This window comes from Streptomyces sp. NPDC127190 (genome assembly GCF_042672505.1).
Taxonomy (GTDB): Bacteria; Actinomycetota; Actinomycetes; order Streptomycetales; family Streptomycetaceae; genus Streptomyces.
Genome location: NZ_JBHXVE010000003.1, coordinates 42,251 through 58,850 on the forward strand (window position 1 = coordinate 42,251; position 16,600 = coordinate 58,850).

18 protein-coding genes are annotated in these 16,600 nt (G+C 74.0%); 6 read left to right on the top strand and 12 right to left on the bottom strand.

Annotation, left to right across the window (positions count from 1 at the left end; translation table 11 throughout):
- Window positions 1–2 precede the first annotated feature (2 nt).
- The 6 genes from hypF to ACFVIU_RS05950 all read right to left on the bottom strand — a co-directional run bounded on the left by hypF (window position 3) and on the right by ACFVIU_RS05950 (window position 6,905).
- Entirely contained in the window at window positions 3–2,348 is a 2,346-nt protein-coding gene (gene hypF, locus ACFVIU_RS05925) for a carbamoyltransferase HypF (RefSeq protein WP_385840895.1), read from the bottom strand.
- Complete coding sequence (gene hypB / locus ACFVIU_RS05930) at window positions 2,345–3,082, bottom strand: hydrogenase nickel incorporation protein HypB (RefSeq protein ID WP_385840896.1); 738 nt, start codon at window positions 3,080–3,082, stop codon at window positions 2,345–2,347. The genes hypF and hypB overlap by 4 nt, the downstream gene beginning before the upstream one ends.
- Before the next feature lie 58 nt (window positions 3,083–3,140).
- The gene (locus ACFVIU_RS05935) at window positions 3,141–3,722 is read right to left on the bottom strand and encodes a hydrogenase maturation protease (protein ID WP_385840897.1); all 582 of its coding nucleotides are present in this window, start codon (window positions 3,720–3,722) and stop codon (window positions 3,141–3,143) included.
- Window positions 3,719–5,428 carry a hydrogenase maturation protein gene (locus ACFVIU_RS05940; RefSeq protein WP_385840898.1) on the bottom strand — a complete coding sequence of 570 codons (1,710 nt, stop codon included), beginning with the start codon at window positions 5,426–5,428 and terminating at the stop codon, window positions 3,719–3,721. Before ACFVIU_RS05940 ends, ACFVIU_RS05935 begins: the two co-directional genes overlap by 4 nt.
- A 66-nt stretch (window positions 5,429–5,494) precedes the next feature.
- Window positions 5,495–5,863, bottom strand: a complete 369-nt coding sequence (locus ACFVIU_RS05945; RefSeq protein ID WP_385840899.1) for a hypothetical protein — start codon at window positions 5,861–5,863, stop codon at window positions 5,495–5,497.
- Window positions 5,864–6,377: 514 nt separating this feature from the next.
- Window positions 6,378–6,905 carry a hypothetical protein gene (locus tag ACFVIU_RS05950; RefSeq protein WP_385840901.1) on the bottom strand — a complete coding sequence of 176 codons (528 nt, stop codon included), beginning with the start codon at window positions 6,903–6,905 and terminating at the stop codon, window positions 6,378–6,380.
- A gap of 238 nt (window positions 6,906–7,143) precedes the next feature.
- Here ACFVIU_RS05950 and ACFVIU_RS05955 point away from each other — a divergent pair, with 238 nt between their 5' ends.
- The 3 genes from ACFVIU_RS05955 to ACFVIU_RS05965 all read left to right on the top strand — a co-directional run bounded on the left by ACFVIU_RS05955 (window position 7,144) and on the right by ACFVIU_RS05965 (window position 8,654).
- The gene (locus ACFVIU_RS05955; protein ID WP_385840902.1) at window positions 7,144–7,635 is read left to right on the top strand and encodes a DUF1360 domain-containing protein; all 492 of its coding nucleotides are present in this window, start codon (window positions 7,144–7,146) and stop codon (window positions 7,633–7,635) included.
- Window positions 7,636–7,742: 107 nt separating this feature from the next.
- On the top strand, window positions 7,743–8,177 hold the full coding sequence (locus tag ACFVIU_RS05960) for a DUF2267 domain-containing protein (protein WP_385840903.1): 435 nt from the start codon (window positions 7,743–7,745) through the stop codon (window positions 8,175–8,177).
- Between the two features lie 126 nt (window positions 8,178–8,303).
- Complete coding sequence (locus ACFVIU_RS05965; protein WP_385840904.1) at window positions 8,304–8,654, top strand: ANTAR domain-containing protein; 351 nt, start codon at window positions 8,304–8,306, stop codon at window positions 8,652–8,654.
- 9 nt (window positions 8,655–8,663) lie between these two features.
- Here ACFVIU_RS05965 and ACFVIU_RS05970 read toward each other — a convergent pair whose 3' ends face one another.
- Window positions 8,664–8,837: a hypothetical protein gene (locus ACFVIU_RS05970; protein WP_385840905.1), complete on the bottom strand. Its 174-nt coding sequence runs from the start codon at window positions 8,835–8,837 to the stop codon at window positions 8,664–8,666.
- 172 nt (window positions 8,838–9,009) lie between these two features.
- Here ACFVIU_RS05970 and ACFVIU_RS05975 point away from each other — a divergent pair, with 172 nt between their 5' ends.
- Window positions 9,010–10,215 carry an AI-2E family transporter gene (locus ACFVIU_RS05975; RefSeq protein ID WP_385840906.1) on the top strand — a complete coding sequence of 402 codons (1,206 nt, stop codon included), beginning with the start codon at window positions 9,010–9,012 and terminating at the stop codon, window positions 10,213–10,215.
- Between the two features lie 22 nt (window positions 10,216–10,237).
- Here the strand turns inward: ACFVIU_RS05975 and ACFVIU_RS05980 are convergent, their stop codons facing one another.
- Together ACFVIU_RS05980 and ACFVIU_RS05985 are read right to left on the bottom strand one after the other, a co-directional pair.
- Entirely contained in the window at window positions 10,238–10,816 is a 579-nt protein-coding gene (locus ACFVIU_RS05980) for a dihydrofolate reductase family protein (RefSeq protein WP_385840907.1), read from the bottom strand.
- 16 nt (window positions 10,817–10,832) lie between these two features.
- The gene (locus ACFVIU_RS05985) at window positions 10,833–11,807 is read right to left on the bottom strand and encodes a CorA family divalent cation transporter (protein ID WP_385840908.1); all 975 of its coding nucleotides are present in this window, start codon (window positions 11,805–11,807) and stop codon (window positions 10,833–10,835) included.
- A gap of 363 nt (window positions 11,808–12,170) precedes the next feature.
- On the opposite strand from ACFVIU_RS05985, the gene ACFVIU_RS05990 reads away from it, so the two are divergent.
- Window positions 12,171–13,268 (top strand): glutamate--cysteine ligase, encoded by a 1,098-nt coding sequence (locus ACFVIU_RS05990; protein WP_385841339.1) that lies wholly within the window; start codon window positions 12,171–12,173, stop codon window positions 13,266–13,268.
- A gap of 21 nt (window positions 13,269–13,289) precedes the next feature.
- Here ACFVIU_RS05990 and ACFVIU_RS05995 read toward each other — a convergent pair whose 3' ends face one another.
- Entirely contained in the window at window positions 13,290–13,784 is a 495-nt protein-coding gene (locus tag ACFVIU_RS05995) for a molybdenum cofactor biosysynthesis protein (protein ID WP_385840909.1), read from the bottom strand.
- Window positions 13,785–13,903: 119 nt separating this feature from the next.
- On the opposite strand from ACFVIU_RS05995, the gene ACFVIU_RS06000 reads away from it, so the two are divergent.
- A complete protein-coding gene (locus tag ACFVIU_RS06000; protein ID WP_385840911.1) occupies window positions 13,904–14,413 on the top strand; it encodes a DinB family protein in 510 nt (169 codons plus the stop codon).
- A gap of 54 nt (window positions 14,414–14,467) precedes the next feature.
- Here the strand turns inward: ACFVIU_RS06000 and ACFVIU_RS06005 are convergent, their stop codons facing one another.
- On the bottom strand, window positions 14,468–15,577 hold the full coding sequence (locus ACFVIU_RS06005) for a DUF4037 domain-containing protein (RefSeq protein WP_385840912.1): 1,110 nt from the start codon (window positions 15,575–15,577) through the stop codon (window positions 14,468–14,470).
- Window positions 15,578–15,667: 90 nt separating this feature from the next.
- Entirely contained in the window at window positions 15,668–16,495 is an 828-nt protein-coding gene (locus tag ACFVIU_RS06010; RefSeq protein WP_385840913.1) for a ZIP family metal transporter, read from the bottom strand.
- Window positions 16,496–16,600: the final 105 nt, after the last annotated feature.

Genomic DNA, 16,600 nt, shown 5'->3' on the forward strand with positions numbered 1-16,600 from the left:
GGTCACTCCGTCTCGTGGTGGGTTGCCGTCCCCGCGACGATGAGCTGGCCGAGCGCCAGCCCGCCGTCGTTCGGGGGGACGTCGCGGTGGAGCAGGACCGTCAGGCCGTCGGCGGCCAGCAGGGCGGCGCACTCCTCCTCCAGCAGGGCGTTGGCGAAGACCCCGCCGGTGAGGGCCACCGTGGTGAGCCCGGTGGCGGCGCGGGCGCGGCGGCAGATCTCGGCGACGGCCCCGGCCACGCCCCGGTGGAAGCGGGCCGCGAGGACGGGGGCGGGGGTGCCGCGCCGCTGGTCGGCGAGGAGGGCCTCCAGCATCGGCGCGGGGCTGTACACCAGCTCCCCGCCGCCGGTGAAGCCGAAGGGGTAGGCCACCGCCTCCGCGTCCCGCGCCTCGGTCGCGGCCGCCTCCAGTTCCAGCGCGGCCTGCGCCTCGTAGCCCGCGCGGTGGCAGACACCCACCAGGGAGGCCACCGCGTCGAAGAGGCGGCCCATGCTGGAGGTCGGCACACAGGCCAGCTGCCGCTCCAGCTGCCGTCTCAGGACGGCCGTCTCGGTGTCCGTGCAGGCCCGGACGCTGGGCAGCCACGGCTCCCAGGGCAGTCCGGCCGCCCACAGCCGGGCCAGGGCCAGCCGGCAGGGGTTGGCCACACCGGCGTCACCGCCGGGCAGCGGGGCGGGGGCGAGCCGGGCGAAGCGCCGGTAGCCGGTGTAGTCGGCGAGCAGGACCTCGCCGCCCCACACCGTGCCGTCGTCGCCGTAGCCGGTGCCGTCGAAGGCGACGCCGATCACCGGGCTGGTGCCGTCCAGGCCGTGCTCGGCCATGGCGGAGGCGACATGGGCGTGGTGGTGCTGGACCAGCCGCAGCGGCAGCCGCCCGGCGCGCCGCCGGGCCCACGCGGTGGAGTGGTATCCGGGGTGGCGGTCGGCGGCGAGCAGCCGGGGGGCGACTCCGGTGAGGCCGGTCAGGTGCCGCTCGGCGCGCTCGGCCGCCGCCAGCGTCGCCAGGTCGCCCATGTCGCCGATGTGCGGCCCGAACCAGGCGTGTTCGCCCTCGCCCAGGCACAGCGCGTTCTTCAGGTCGCCGCCGACGGCGAGCACCGGCGGGACCGGGACCGGCAGCCGCACCGGGCGGGGGACATAACCGCGGGAGCGCCGCAGGACCTGTGCGGTGCCGTCGGGGCGGACCCGTAGCAGGGAGTCGTCGCAGGGCGAGGCGATCGGCCGGTCGTGGCTGAGCCAGGCGTCGGCCAGGCCGGCGAGCCGGGTCAGGGCCTCGGTGTCGTCGGTGACGATGGGTTCGCCGGAGCGGTTGCCGCTCGTCATCACCAGCACCCGGGGGCCGGGCGGATCGCCGGGCAGCCCGAACAGCAGGGTGTGCACGGGGGTGTAGGGCAGCATCACACCGATGTGCGGGCTGCCGGGGCACACCTGGCCGGCGAGCCGGAGGCCGTCCGCCGGGGTGTGTCCGCGCAGCAGCACGATGGGGCGCCGGGGGCCGGTCAGTTCGGCGCGTTCGGCGTCGGTGAGGAGCGCGATCCGCTCGACGGTGGCGAGGTCGGCGCACATCACGGCGAAGGCCTTGCCGCCGCGTTCCTTGCGGGCGCGCAGGGTGGCGACGGCGCGGGCGTCGGTGGCGTCGCAGGCCAGGTGGTAGCCGCCGACGCCCTTGACGGCCACGATCCGCCCGGCGGCGAGCAGTGCCCGCGCCGAGGTCAGGGCCTCCGCGTCGCGGGCCGGGCGGATGCCGAGCCCGTCGGCGGGAACCAGGGTGAGGCGTGGTCCGCAGTCGGGGCAGGCGACGGGCTGGGCGTGGAAGCGCCGGTCGGCGGGATCGCCGTACTCGCGGGCGCAGGCGGGGCACAGGGGGAAGCCCGCCATGGTGGTGACGGCGCGGTCGTACGGCATCGCGGTGGCGATGGTGAAGCGGGGGCCGCAGTGGGTGCAGGTGATGAAGGGGTGCCGGTGCCGGCGGTCGCCCGGGTCGGCGAGTTCGCGCAGGCAGTCGGCGCAGGTCGCGGTGTCGGGCGGCAGCTGGGTGCGGCCGCCGGCCCGTTCGGTGGTGCGGATCGCGAAGGGGGCGGTGTCGCCGGTGGCGGGCAGCTCCTCGCCGGCGACGCCGGTCACGGTGGCGAGCGGCGGCGGCTGTTCGGCCAGGACGGTGCAGAACCGGTCGACCTCGCCGGCCGGTCCCTCTACCTCGAGGATGACGCCGTCGCCGGTGTTGCCGACGAATCCGGCCAGCCCGAGCTCTGCCGCCAGGCGGTGCACATACGGCCGGAAGCCGACGCCCTGCACGGTGCCGCGCACGGTGAGCCGGCGGCGGACCAGGCCGGTCGCGGGGGCCGTCATACGGCGGTGGCGGGTGTGCTGTGGTGGTGGCCGTGCGGGTGCGGGGCGAGCGGCGGACGGTGGGCCGGGGCGCCGTCCCGGGCGGCGAGGGCCCGGTCCAGCAGGGTGCCGACCCCGGAGCCGCTGCGGGCGCAGGTGCGGACGATCTCGACGCCCGGGTTGACCCGGTGCACGTTCGTCCGGAAGGCGGCCTCGTCGAAGCCGGCCGGCTCGGCGAGGTCGGTCTTGGTGACGACGACGAGATGGGCGGAGCCGAAGGCGGTGGGGTACTTCAGCGGCTTGTCCTCGCCCTCGGTGACCGCCATCAGCACGATCCGCAGGGTCTCGCCCAGGTCGTAGGCGGCCGGGCAGACGAGGTTGCCGACGTTCTCCACGAAGAGCACCCGGGTGCCGGGCGGCAGCCAGCCGTCCAGCCGGGCCCGGACCTGGCGGGCCTCCAGATGGCACAGCCCGTCGGTGAGCAGCTGCTGCACGGGTGCCCCGGAGCGGGCGAGCCGGACGGCGTCGTTCTCGGTCGCGAGGTCGGCGGTCAGCGCGGCGACCGGCAGGCCGCGCTCCACGGCGCGGGCCAGGACCCGGCCGAGGAGCTCGGTCTTGCCGCTGCCGGGGCTGGACAGCAGGTTGACGACGGCCACGCCCTGCCGGGCGAGGTCGCCGCGCAGGGTGGCGGCCAGGTCGTCGTTCTTCGCCAGGACGGCTTCTTTGACGGCCTGTTCCACGTCGGACCGGCACATGGGCGCAGCTCCTCGGACACGGCGGCGGGGTCCGGGCCGCCGGACGCGGCCCGGGTGCTCACCGATCTTCGGTGCCGTCGGCCGCGGGGACGGGCAGCGCAGCCGGGTGCGGGGGGCGGGATTCCATCGGGCGGCCCAACGGGGGCGGTGCTGCGGCCGGGTCGGCGAGCAGGGCCGGGACGAGGGTGTGCAGCGCGTCCACGGCCCGGTCGACGGCCTCGCGGACCGGTTCGCTCAGGCCCGGCAGGATGTCCTCGTCCCCGGCCGGCAGCACCGCGGGTTCGCAGGCCAGGACGAGGACCCGGGGCAGCGGTTCCTCGCCCAGGTGCGCGGCCAGGGCCAGCACCTTGGCCGGGTCCATGCCGTGGGCCTCGGGCACGACGGTGCCGTCGGGCGGCTCGGCCTCCAGGAGGGTGAGGGTGCCGGGGCGGTGGCCGCGCCGGGCGGTGTCGACCAGGACGGCGGTGGCGCAGCCGGCCAACAGGGCGTAGGCGAGGTCCAGGCCGCGGATGCCGAAGTCGCGCACCTGGACGCCGGGCGGCAGCGGGCGGTGGTCGAGGGCGCGGATCACCTCGGGGCCGAAGGCGTCGTCCGCGAGGAAGATGTTGCCGACGCCCGCCACCAGCAGTTCCGCCGTCACCGGAGGGTCCCGGCCGGCGGGTCGAGCGGGCGCGGCGAGCCGGCCGGGGTCTTGCGGACGAAGGCCGAGCGCAGGGCGTGGTAGGACGCCGCGGGGTCGAAGAAGATGGCGTGCATGCGGTCCAGTTCGGGCTGCCGGTACTCGGCGAGGGGCCGTTCCCGCTCGTCCGCGGCGCGCGCGGCCGCCTTGGCGGCGATCCTGCGGTCGAGGCCGGGGTCGGCGGCGAGGTCCGCCGCGAGCTGTTCGGCAGCGGCGGCGAAGTCCTGGGGGGCGGCCGGGACGATCCGGTCCACGAGCCCGAGCCGCGCGGCGGACGCGGCGCTGACCGGCAGGGCGTCGCCGGTCAGCCGCTCGGCGCACGCGGCGCCGGCGCGGCGCGGCAGGGTGTAGGTCCAGAACTCGGAGCCGTACAGGCCCATGCGCCGGTAGTGCGGGTTGAGGACGACGCCCGTACGGCACCACACCTCGTCGGCGGCGAGGGCGAGCATGGCGCCGCCGGCGGCGGCGTTGCCGCCGAGCGCGGCCACCACGAGCCGGTCGGTGGTGCGCAGCACCGCTTCGACCAGGTCGTCCATGGCGCACAGGTTGGTCCAGGACTCCCGGGCGGGGTCGGGGGCCGCCTCGATGACGTTGAGATGGATGCCGTTGGAGAAGAAGTCGCGGGCCGCGCCCAGCACCAGCACCCGGGTGGGGCGGGTGAGCGCGTGCCGGTAGGCGGCGAGCAGCCGGCGGCACTGGTCGGTGCTCATGGCGCCGCCGGGAAAGGAGAAGGTCAGCACGCCCACGTCACCGCGCTGCCGGTAGCGGATGTCGCTGAAGGTGCGCCGGTCCGCGGGCAGTTCCAGCGGGACGGTGTCCTCCGGGAGGCTGAGGCCGGGTTCGAGGGCGGCCAGGACGCTGGCGGCGGGCCGGCGGAAGGGCGCGGGGTCGCCGGAGTTCCTGCGGGGCCGCAGTTCCGGGATCCACACGGCGCCGTCCCGGGTGGCGCGGCAGACCGCGCCCGCCCGCTGGGCCAGCAGCTCGCCGGGGCGGCCGCGCAGCCGGTCCTCGGGGTGGCCGCCGTGCAGGAACACCTCCCGGCCGAGGAATTCGTCCAGGACGCCGGGCTGCGAGTCGGCGCCGCGGAGCTTGGCCAGGACGGTCCCGGTGTCGTCGTGCTCCCAGTCGATGCGCCGCCGCTCCTGCCGGAAGAGGTCCCGCCAGACGACGTCGATCGACTCGTCCGTCTGCGGGCGGGGCTTGTAGGAGCCTTCCGCGAAGCGCCGTACGGCCGTGTGGACGGCGGTCACGGCGGCGTCGGAGGCCTCGTTGCGGTACAGGTCGCTCTTGCCGACGGACGGCACGGGGAAGGGCTCCGCCGCCCAGACGGGGCCCGCGTCCATCGCCGCCTCGGCCTGGAGGACGGTCACGCCCCACTCCGCTGCCCGCCCCGCGATGGCCCAGTCCAGCGAGGACGGGCCGCGGTCGCCGGGCGGGCCGGGATGCACGATCAGGCAGGTGTGCTCCCGCCACACGTCCTCGGGCAGCGCCGTCTTGAGCATGGGCGCGACGACCAGCTCCGGCCGCAGTTCGCGTACGGCGGCCCGCACCGGGTCGGGGCCGTGGGTGGCGAGGACGACGTCGACATGGTGTCCCTCGTCGGACAGTTCGGCGTACAGGCGCTGGGAGAGGCTGTTGAACGCGCTGGCCACGAGCAGAATGTTCATGACACGGCATCGTCGTCCCCGCGGCGGGCTCCGGGAAGGACCGCCGCGGCGTTTCGTCCCCGCCCGTCAGGTCTCTTCCTCCATCCGGATCGCGTTGCGCAGGTCCTCGAAGGCCTGGCTGTGTTCGTCCTCGCGCATCTCCAGCAGGGCGCCGGCGATCGCGTCGAGCTTGCGCTGGATGGCGTGTTCGGCCCGCATCTCGGCGTTCTTCAGCAGCGCCAGCAGGAGCAGGGTGACCGCCGTCATGGACTCCCCGGCGAGCAGCAGCAGTTCCAGGCGCAGATGGGCGACGTGGGCCGCGGCGAAGAAGCCGACGAGCAGCAGGCAGAAGAGGAAGAAGACCGGGGAGCTGGTGAAGTTGGAGGCGTATTCGGCGAACTGTTCGAACCGGCCGCGGCGGTCGCCGCCGCGGTGCACGGGATTCTTGAAGGTCATGGCCGGGCCCTACCGTTCGGCGGGCGCAGGCGGCGTGTCGCCGGCCGTCTCCGCCCGGGCGTATACGGCGGCCTGCGCCGCGGCCCGGATCCGGTCCCGGGCCGCCCACCCCCGTGCCCCGGCACCGGCGGCATACGCGCCGCCGCCGGCCGTCGCGTCATCCGGTTGCGCACTCGTCGCCGCCTCCTGCCGCCGTCCGGCGGGGGCGGCCTTCGCGCTCAGCTCCGCAGTACCCAGCTGGGGTGGTACGACACCGCAGGCCCGGGCGCCGCTGGGCGGGCGGGCAGGGGTCCTCGACCGGAGGCCGGGTGACGGGTGGCGGGCTAGGCGGGCCGCCGGGCGGGCGGGCAGAGGTCATCGACCGGAGGCCGGGTGACGGGTGGCGGGCTAGGCGGGCCGCCGGGCGGGCGGGCAGAGGCCATCGACCGGAGGCCGGGTGACGGGTGGCGGGCTAGGCGGGCCGCCGGGCGGGCGGGCAGAGGCCCCGACCGGAGGCCGGGTGGCGGGTGACGTGCTAGGCCGCCAGGGTGCGGTCGGGCCTGAGGCGGGCGAGGAGCTGGGCGTGGTGGAGTTCGGCCACGGGGGCGAGCAGGTCAGGGTGGCGGAGCAGGGCGGCGGCGCGCCGGTCGCCGTCGTCGGGGTCGAGCAGGCGGCGGAACTCGACCGGTGCCGCGGCGGTGTGCTCGCCCTCGGCGAGGGCGGCGACGGCCAGCGCGGCCAGTTCCGGATCGGTGAGCAGCCCCGCCGCCCAGCTGACCACGACCTCGTCCACCCAGGTGCGCCAGGCCCACTCCTCGGCCGCCTCGTCGACGGCGGCTTCCGCGCCGGTGATCCAGTCCAGGCGGACGGCGCCCCCGGGTCCGGCCAGGGTGACCAGGCCCGCGTCGATCTCGGTGGGATAGCGGAGCCATGCGGCGACCGTGACGGCCTGCCGGGCCTGCGCCTCGCACAGGGCCGAGGCCAGCGCGCCGCCGCTCGGCGGGTAGGCGAGGGTCAGCCAGCGCGTCGTCGCGGAGATGAGGGGGGACAGGTCAGTGAGCACAGCCGGGCCGTCCGAGGGGCGAGGGGAAGAGGGGCTCGACGCCACGGTAGCCCGGCGCGGGCCGTCACCGGGAGGGGGTGCGAACCAGGTCATATGTGGCTTCGCCCACGTCGTACCCGGCGGGCGCGGCGGACCGGCACACGCGTGTCACCCCCGGGCGCCGGGGAACCCGGAGCGGGCCACCGCACCCCCGGCCCCTGCCCAGGGGCCCGGGTGGCCGGACACCGCAGGAGGTTCCATGACGCCGGACGCCGCACACTACGACGAGCGGGGCGAGGTCCCGCTCGCCGGCTACGCCGTCCTCGCCACCGTGTTCACCGCGGGCACCGGCACCTTCGCGCTGCTCGCCCGGCGCCGGGGCGTGCGGCTGCCGCAGCAGGTCCCGCCGTGGGACGTGGTCCTGCTCGGCGTGGCGACGTACAAGGCGTCCCGGCTGCTGTCCCGCGACCGGGTCACGAGTTTTCTGCGGGCGCCGTTCACGCGCCGGGCCGGTGACGGCGAGGCGAACGAGGTCATGGACGAGCCGCGCGGCAGCGGGCTGCGGCGGGCCGTCGGCTCCCTGCTGACCTGCCCGTTCTGCACCTCCGCGTGGGCGGCCGGCGCGCTGGTCTGCTGCTACACCGCGGCACCCCGGTTCACCCGGCTGGTCAGCAGCGGTCTCGGCGCGGTCACCGTGGCGGACTGGCTCCAGTACGCGTGGACGTGGACGCAGCAGAGCGCGGAGCACTGAGAACACGAGCACGGCAGGGGTACTCGGTGTGGGCCGGCCGGCCGGCTCGGGGGGCCGCATGCCGGCGCGACCTCATCGGGGACCTCACGACGAAGGGGGCCGGGTCCATGCGGCACGACGAGATGATCGGAAAGGTCCAGGCGCTCGCCCAGCTGCCCGACCGGGGCTCGGCCGAGCGGGCCGCGCACGCGGTCGTGGCCACCCTGTCGGAGCGGCTGCCGTCCGGTCTCGCCCGGCATGTGGCGGCCCAGCTGCCGCCCGACATGGCGGCGGCGATGCGCGAGGCGGTGGACGCTGCCGCCGGGGCCGACTCGGGCACCGCGGCCGAGCGGTTCGGGCTGACCGCCTTCGCCGGCCGGATAGCGGTGCGGGCGGGCACCGACGAGGACACCGCGCTGCGGGACGCCGCCGCCGTCATGGAGGTGCTGGACGCCGCCCTGGCGCCGGAACTGACCGAGCGGATGGCGGGCACGCTGCCCTCGGACATCCGCGCGCTGCTGCCGGTGGGCCGGGCGACCGAGGACAGCGAGGAGACCGCCTGAGCCGTGGGCGGCGGCGGCACGGACCGCCGCACCGGGAGCGGGGCTGAGCTGCTGCTTCCATGCGTGTGCACGCGCACATCGGGGGCAGGCGTAGCCGTGACGCCCCCCATCCCGAAAAGGTGCTCCATGGCCTTCTTCACCCTCTCCCGGCACCGGCCGCTGGACCTGCTGTCGGCGACCGATCTGGCAGCCGAGTACGACCGGCTGCTGGCGGAGAACGAGCAGTTGCAGCAGGCGGTGACCTCGCACGCGGTCATCGACCAGGCGATCGGGGCCGTGGTGGTGCTCGGCCGGATCGCGCCGGAGGAGGCCTGGCGGGCGCTGCGGGACGTCTCCCAGCGCACCAACACCAAGCTGCGTACGGTCGCCGAACACATCCTCGACTACGTCCAGGGCGGCCCGCTGCCCGAACCCGAGCGCATCGAACTCGCCAAGGCCGTCGCGCGCTACCGGCGGTGTGCCGACGGCATCCAGTGACCGCGACGGTCAGTGACGGCCGATGCCGAAGCGGCGTCGGCGCCGGGGCCTGGCATGGTGGGAAGCCTGCGAGCGGGTCGGGCGGGAGGCCGGGGGCCGGGCGACCCATCGGTCCTCGACCAGGTCCAGCCCGAACAGCAGCAGGCTGAGGACGGGCAGCAGCAGAAACGCGACAATGATCACGGGAGGTGCTCCCTCCGGGGGCGACACAACGCGAGTGCCCCATCCGCCCTCCACCACCCCCGCCCGGTGTGAAGGTCCTGTGCCCACCCCTGTGCCCTCGGCCTCCGAGGGGTCCGACGCGGGCGCGTTGCGGCGGGCGCCGCCGCAGGCGTGCGCTTACGGTTCTCTAGACGTGACCGTCGGTGACGACACGGAGGCGGGAGGCGCGGTGGGCGATGGGCGGCGTCGGCGGACGGCCGATCCGGGTGGCGTTCCGCGCGCGGTGCTGGGCAGCCGGCCCGCGTACTCCGTACGGCTCGCGGTCTCCCCGCGTCCCGAGCCGAGCGCGCCGGTGGCCGAGCGGACGGTGCCGTGGCTGCGGATCGCGGCGGCCTACTCCTGGCGGCTCATCCTCGTCGGCGCGGTCGTCTACGGCGTCTTCAGCGTCCTCGGCAGCTTCCAGCTCATCGCCGTCGCCCTGTTCCTGGCGCTGGTCGTGACCTCGGTGCTGCGCCCGCTGACCGATCTGCTCGCCCGGGTGCTGCCCCGGCCACTGTCCGTCGCCGTGGCACTGGTGGGAAGCCTGCTGATCCTGCTGGGCCTGCTCGCGCTGGTGGGCAACGCGGTGGCCGTGGAGTCGCCCCGGCTGGTGGGCGAGTTCCGCGGCGGCGTGCAGCGGATCGAGGAGTGGCTGCAACGGCCGCCGTTCCGGCTCAGCCCCCGCCGGCTCACCGATCTGGAACACCAGGTGACGAACTACGTCACCGCGCACCGGTCGCGTCTGCTGAGCAGCGCGGTCAGCGGCCTCGGCCAGCTCGTGGAACTGATCACGGGCGGCGCACTGGCACTGTTCGCCTCGGTGTTCTTCATCCACTCGGGAGAACACCTGTGGAGCTGGGCGCGCGACCAGTTGCTGCCCCCGGGTGCGCGTCCGGCCTGGGACCGGGGCGGCCGGGCGGCCTGGCAGACCTTCGCCGGATACACGCGCGGAATCATCATCATCGCCGCTACCAACGCGATCCTGGTCGGTGTCGTCCTGCTGGTGCTCCGCGTGCCGCTCGCCCTGCCGCTGACGCTGCTGGAGTTCTTCGCCACGTTCGTGCCGCTGGTGGGCTCGCCGGTGGCGCTCGGGGTGGCCACGATCGTGGCGCTCGCCGGACGCGGCCCGCTCACCGCCCTCGGCGTCCTGGTGCTGATCGTGGTGATCGGCCAGCTGGAGGGACATGTGCTGCACCCGCTGGTGATGAGCTGGGCGGTGCGACTGCATCCGCTGGTCGTCGCCGTCTCTGTGATCGCGGGCAGCATCGTGGGCGGGGTGATCGGCGCGGTGGTGGCGGTGCCGCTGGTCTCGGTGGTGTGGGCGGTGCTGCGGGCGCTGCGCGCGGTGCCGCCGCCCTGATCGAACAGGGGATCAGGTGTTATCAGGTGTTCCCCGGAGACCGGATCACGCGATAGCGGGCGTAGACGACTCCCGAGCCGAAGGTGCGGGTCTCCATGAGTTCGAGGTCCGCCCGGCGCTCACGCCGGGGAAAGAACGGAGTGCCGCCGCCGACCAGCACCGGGTGGATCCTGAGCCGGTACTCGTCGATCAGACCCGACCCGGCCGCCTCCGCGGCGAGAGTCGCGCCGCCGATCGCGATGTCGCCCTCCCCCGGCTCGGCTCGCAACCGCTCGATCTCCTCGGCCAGACCCCCGGACGCCAGGCGGGCGTTGCCCTGCACCGCCGACAGCGTGGTGGAGAACACCACCTTCGGCAGCGGCTTCCACAGTGCGGCCCACTCGAGCCGTGAGTCGTCGAGCGACGGATCCTGGTCGGCGGTCTCCCAGGACAGCATCGTCTCGTACAGCCGTCGTCCCAGAAGGTGGACGCCGACCTCCCGGAGCTGACCGGTGAAGAAGCGGAACAGCTCGTCGTCGGGCTCCGTCCAGTCGAAGCGGCCGTCCGGTCCGCTGATGTAGCCGTCGAGCGAGACACCCATCGAACAGGTCACCCTGCGCATCCAAACCCCCACGGATCTAGTCGTCCTCCCTCAGCCTCCGCCAGATCCGGGTGCGGTGCAGCACATAGAGGGACACGAACAGGACAAGTGCCTGCAAGCCCACGGCGAGCAGCCAGAACTCGTCCCTGCTCTCCAGCTTGTCCGTCAGGAAGGTGAAGTTCATACCGAAGAACCCGGTGAGGAAGGACAACGGCAGAAAGACCACCGACACGATGGCCAGCCGGTTGATGACGCCGTTCTGTTCGCCGGCGATCAGCGAGGAGTAGCTGGCGAACGCCCGGCGGGTGGCCTCCTGGAGGGATTCGATGTCCGCGAGCACCAGTCGTCCGCTGGTCTGGAACTGCTGGGCGAGCCGCTGCCGCTCCTCCGGAAAGTTGCGGTTCATCATCCGCCGGGTGAGGACCTCGTCGGTCACCTCGAGGAAGGGCCGCAGGAAGTGGTGCAGGAAGGCGGAACGGCGGCGTAGCTGCGCCAGGCGGTAGACCTGCTCGGGGTGGCGCTCCTCGAACATGGCGTCCTCGAGTTCCTCGGCCTCCAGCAGGGCCTGCACGGCGGCCCGCCGAAAGCTGCCCAGGGACTCGCCGAGCAGGAGGAAGAGTACGGCCACGGCGTCGGACGGCCGCTCGTGCCGCAGTGCGTCGGTGAGGGCCTTCGCCAGGTTGGCCTGGCCGCGGTGCACGGCGGCCAGGAAGCGCTCGGTCACCACCACATGGATGTGGGCGATCCGCTCCTCGTGGACCACCGGCACGACGAAACCGGCCCTGTCGCCCCGGAACTCGGCCCGCGGGGGCTCGTCGTCCCTGCCGAACCAGTCCAGGCCCTCGGTGTTCAGGCCCAGCCGTTCGGCGATCGACTCCGCTTCCTCCTGCCCCTCCATCGGCAGCTCGACGTCGACCAGCACGAAATCGTCGGTGGCCAGCCGGTCGCGTGCCTCCGCCACATCCGTACGGGTGACGGCCACCTCCGGCATCGACACCACCGTTACGATCATCGTCCCTCGCCATCCGTGCCGGACCTCGCGGGATCCAGCGTCCACGCGCCGCGCCGCCCCCGCACGCGCAGGCACGCAGGTGCGCCCGCGGGTGCCCCGAACGGATGACATGGCCGGCGCCTGGTGGGGGGCGGCCGCCTCGTCGGCCGCCCTGCCGCGGCGTCCCCGTGTACCCGTCCGCGCCATTCCGGCCACCGCTCGGCCGATGTCGTTTTTGCGTTCTGCCCGCCACTTACCGCCTGTGACAGCATCGTCACCATGGGAGCGCGAGGGCGAGGACGTGGGCCGGGCGGCCCGTCGGCATCGACGGGCGTGGACCAGGCGGCAAGCAGCAGCGCCGCAGCGGGCGGAACCCCGTTGACGGTGGGAGTGGAGGAGGAGTACCTCCTGGTCGACCCGGTGTCCCGTGAGGTGAGCGCCGAGGCGGGAAAGGTGGTCCTCGACGCGGCGGCGGAACTCGGTGACCGGGTCACCCCGGAGCTGACGTCCTACCAGGTGGAGATCCAGACCCACCCCCAGGTGGACATCGCCGCGCTGGCCGAGGAGATCCGCTCCACCCGGGTCGCGGTCGCACGTGCCGCCGCCCGGCAGGGCCTGCGCATCATCTCCGGCGGAACACCCGTTCTCGGCCGGCCGGCCACGGTGTCCTTCACCGAGGGCCCCCGCTACGCCCGGAGCACCGCCCTCTTCGGCGCCCTGGACGACGATCAGATCGTCTGCGCCTGCCACGTCCACGTCGGCGTGCCCGACCTGGCCACGGCGTTACGGGTCAGCAACCATGTGCGTCCCTGGATCCCCGCCCTCATCGCCCTGACGGCCAACTCTCCCTACTGGGAGGGGCGGGACACCGGGTACGCCAGCTGGCGCACGACGACCTGGGGGCGGTGGCCGGTCGCCGGCCCGCCGCCCTACTTCGAGTCCGAGTCCCACTTCGAGGATCTCGTGGGCCGGCTCGTCACCAGCGGCAGCGTGCTGGACCGCGGCGGCCTGTACTGGGACATCCGGCCGTCCCACCATGTGCCCACGCTGGAGTTCCGGATCGCCGACGCGAGCACGGCCGCCGACGACACCGTCCTGCTCGCCGCGATCGCCAGAGCCATGGTGGCCGCCGCGCAGCAGGCCATCGACGCGGGCGAACCGCCGTACCGGCCGGAAGCGGAGATGCTGCGCGCGGCCTGCTGGCGGGCGGCGCGGGACGGCCTGACCGGCGAGGCCATCGACCTGGCCACGGGCCGTCTCGAACCCGCCTGTGCCCAGGTCGGCCGGCTCCTCGCCTGGCTGGGCCCGGCCCTTCGGCGCCACGGTGACACGGACGTCGTCCGTGCGGGCTGGGAGCGCCTGCGTGCCGAAGGCTGCGGCGCCGACCGTCAGCGCGCCGCCTACGGCCGCCGTACCGTCCTCACCGACGTCGTCGACCACCTGGTCGCCGCGGCCCTGCCCGCCGACGCCACGGCTCCCTGACCGGTCACGCCGACGCACGTCTCAGGCGCCGGGGCCCGTTTCCCGTACCCCGAACTCGGCCGGACCCACCGTGAGGACGCCGTCCGTCAGCGGGCGGCAGCGGACTCCCCCGCCGCCACGCAGCGCCCGCTGGGCGCCGGGGCCGAGCGTGCTGTCCATCCAGGCGCAGGGCCGGGCCGCGCTGCGCACCTCCAGCTCCACGGGCCCGGTGCCGCAGTCGAGGTACACCGTCGCGCCGATGTAGGCGTCGATGTCCACCCCGCGCAGCAGGAGGTTGCGCCGGGTGCGCAGCAGGTCCGCCTCGTACGGCAGCCGTTCGGCCGCCATGAGGGTGATGGACGCGTTGCGGTGGGCGGCCTTGTTGAAGTACCGGTCGCCGACGATGCCGAGCCCGGCACGGACCTCGGCCCGCGACACCAGGTCGGCGGGCGGCAGGTCGGGCACCCCGTCGCCCGGCCGGCCGGCGAGCCGGTGCACCGGGGACACCAGCAGCTGGAGGATCTCGACGCGTGCCACGCCTTTGAGCGTACGGGAGCGGCGGCGGGGGCCCTGTTGCGGCCCGAGCCCTGGCCGGGGACGGTCGACGGACGTGGATACTGGCCCTCCATGCAGGCACGGAAGAGGAGCACAGCCAAGTGACCGGCGACAACCGCATAGGACCGCCCACCTTCGGAAGCGAACGCGAGATGCTGCGGGCCTTCCTCGACTACCACCGCGCGACCCTCGCCATGAAGTGCGAAGGCCTGACCGACGAGGAGCTGCGGCAGAAGTCCATGCCTCCGTCCACGCTCTCGCTGCTCGGTCTGGTGCGGCACATGGCAGAGGTGGAACGTGCCTGGTTCCGCCGGGTGTTCGAGGACCACGACGCACCCATGGTCTGGTCCGACAAGATCGACTTCCAGGCGGCGTACGACGCGAGCACGTCGACCAGGGAGGAGGCGTTCGGTGCCTGGGAGGCCGAGGTCGAGAACTCCCGCCGTATCGAGCGGGAGGCCGAGTCGCTGGACCAGGCCGGGTATCAGCCGCGGTGGGAGGAGGAGGTGTCGCTGCGGATGGTGATGGTGCATGTGCTCCTGGAGTACGGCCGCCACAACGGGCACGCCGATTTCCTGCGGGAGGGTGTCGACGGGACCGTGGGGGCCTGAGTCGAACGGAACGAGCCGGGGGCGGGCGGCAGCTGACGCCCGGTCCCGGTGTTCTCAGGCAAATCCGAGAGCCTGCGCTGCGGCCTGAACGGCTCGGGGCCGGCTGAGCAGATCCGTGCTGTCTGCCCACTGGTCCACGCTTCCCACGAGCCCCAGCCTGCGAAGGTCCGGATCCGTGACGGTCTCCGCAAGGGCCTGCGCGAAACGCTCGGCGCGCAGAACCTGGAACGGGCGCGAGTGGTAGGGCCGCCGCTTCGGGTCCACCGGCGCGCTGAGCCCCGATGCGTTCTGGAGAGCTGCGGCCATCTCATAGGCATCGCACAGGTGCGCCTCACGGGTCCGGTGGTCCGTCGCGGCCAGCGCCCCGCGCAGCGCCGGCCCGAGCGACTTCGCCGCCGCCAGCCGGCCGAAGGCACTGCCGAGCCACTTGCTGTAGGGGGCGTAGCGGCGCTCCAGCAACAGGCAGAGGCGCATGAGATCACGCACCAGACGAGCGGCCACGACGGCCGAGCCGATGTCGTCGCCGACTTCGGCGCAGCGCCCCACGAACGCCTCTTCCTGCGAGACGCGCTGCCACTGGCACGCCAGCAGATAACGCCACACCTGGTCCGGGTACCAGGCCAGCCGCCGCCGGACGTCGGTGAGAGCACCCAGCCCGTCATGGAACACCGCTCCGCCGGTGGTCTCGGCGAGCCGCTGCTGCGGCATCGCCAGCCACTCACGCGTGGTCGGCTCTGCACCGGCCGAACGCGACCCGAGCCGATCGGTCAGCCATCCGTCCAGGTCATACACGCCGACGCGGTGGTTCACCGGGCCGTCGGTCGGCTGCATTCGGCCGACCGGATCCAGCGGATCGCCGCTCTCCTCGAAGTGGGTGGGCCAGCCCCGAATGTCCTTCGGCAGCCTTTCAGCGAGGGTGCGGCGGACCGCGGCACCGTGCCGGGCCTGGTCCTCGGCCGTCAGGAAGAGTTCCAGTCGCGGACCCCACTCGTGATCGGCCGACCGCGGTGTGTCGAAGCCCAGCACCTCGGAGCCGCTGCCGATCCGCGCAGCCGCGTACCGCAGCCGCGGGAACGCGTCCCGCAGGACCGGTCCCACCGCTTCCTCGTACAAGGCCTCGGACAACGCGATGCCCGGCAGGAACGGGGCCCCGGAGATCGTCATGGCCCCACTGTGCTGGACCTGATCACCCCGGGGCCACCGGATATCCGCCCTGGGCCGCCCCCGGGCTTCGACCACGGCCGGTGCGGAACCTCAGGCGCCGGCGGCGGTGACGACGGCGTCGGTGGCGAAGCCGAGGACGAGGCCGAGCAGGATGCACCAGGTGGTCAGCGTCTTCAGGGCGGCCTTGCGCGCGACGGCCAGCAGCTCGATGACCACGTACAGGATGGAACCGGCGGCCAGGCCCAGGAAGGCGATCGACACCGTGTCGTTGACCAGGTGCTGGCCGACCAGGGTGCCGAGGAAGGTCGGTCCGCCGCCGATCAGGCCGAGCAGCACCAGCGTGCCCCACGACGGGCGCTCGCCCTCGGCGGCCAGCGGGGCGACGATGCCGAACCCTTCGGTGGCGTTGTGCAGGCCGAAGCCGACGATCAGGAGGAGGGCGAGGGAGAGTTCCCCCTGCGCGGCGGAGTTGCCGATGGCCAGGCCCTCGGCGAAGTTGTGCAGGCCGATGCCGGTGGCGATCATCAGCGCGAGCGAGCTCGCCTGGCTGCGGACCCGGGGAGCCAGTTCGGCCGAGGCGGCGGCACCGGGGCCGGCGGGCCGCCCCGCGGAGGCCGCGCGGCGGGCGATCCAGCCGTCGTAGTACACCAGGCTCATCAGTCCGACCGCGAGGCCCACGGCCAGGGTGAGGCCTCCGGAGGCGACGGTGCCCCAGTCGTGCCTGCCCAGCGCCTCGTCGACCGGCTCCCAGGCATGCGTCAGGACGTCCCAGACCAGGAAGACCAGGATGCCGATGGCGACGGCGTTCAGGCCGGCACGCAGCCGCGGGTTCGGGCTGCGCAGCCGGCCGAGCGGCAGGCCGAGGTAGATGGTGAACCCTGCGATGGCGCCGAGCAGGGTTACCTGGGAACTGGACATAGGGGGACTCCAGTCGGATGAGCGGAAGTACACCCTGAACCTAGATCAGGTAAGGCTTACCTAATAGCCATCCGGGGGTCGTTTTTGAGAAACCTTGGCGAATTC

Bases quoted from the DNA above. Each gene is read 5' to 3' on its own strand.
- ACFVIU_RS06005 (WP_385840912.1), bottom strand. From the start codon at position 15,577: ATGACGATCTCCGGGGCCCCGTTCCTGCCGGGCATCGCGTTGTCCGAG.
- ACFVIU_RS06010 (WP_385840913.1), bottom strand. From the start codon at position 16,495: ATGTCCAGTTCCCAGGTAACCCTGCTCGGCGCCATCGCAGGGTTCACC.
- ACFVIU_RS05960 (WP_385840903.1), top strand. From the start codon at position 7,743: ATGCGGCACGACGAGATGATCGGAAAGGTCCAGGCGCTCGCCCAGCTG.
- ACFVIU_RS05945 (WP_385840899.1), bottom strand. From the start codon at position 5,863: ATGACCTTCAAGAATCCCGTGCACCGCGGCGGCGACCGCCGCGGCCGG.
- ACFVIU_RS05955 (WP_385840902.1), top strand. From the start codon at position 7,144: ATGACGCCGGACGCCGCACACTACGACGAGCGGGGCGAGGTCCCGCTC.
- hypF (WP_385840895.1), bottom strand. From the start codon at position 2,348: ATGACGGCCCCCGCGACCGGCCTGGTCCGCCGCCGGCTCACCGTGCGC.
- ACFVIU_RS05980 (WP_385840907.1), bottom strand. From the start codon at position 10,816: ATGCGCAGGGTGACCTGTTCGATGGGTGTCTCGCTCGACGGCTACATC.
- ACFVIU_RS05985 (WP_385840908.1), bottom strand. From the start codon at position 11,807: ATGATCGTAACGGTGGTGTCGATGCCGGAGGTGGCCGTCACCCGTACG.
- hypB (WP_385840896.1), bottom strand. From the start codon at position 3,082: ATGTGCCGGTCCGACGTGGAACAGGCCGTCAAAGAAGCCGTCCTGGCG.
- ACFVIU_RS05965 (WP_385840904.1), top strand. From the start codon at position 8,304: ATGGCCTTCTTCACCCTCTCCCGGCACCGGCCGCTGGACCTGCTGTCG.
- ACFVIU_RS05940 (WP_385840898.1), bottom strand. From the start codon at position 5,428: ATGAACATTCTGCTCGTGGCCAGCGCGTTCAACAGCCTCTCCCAGCGC.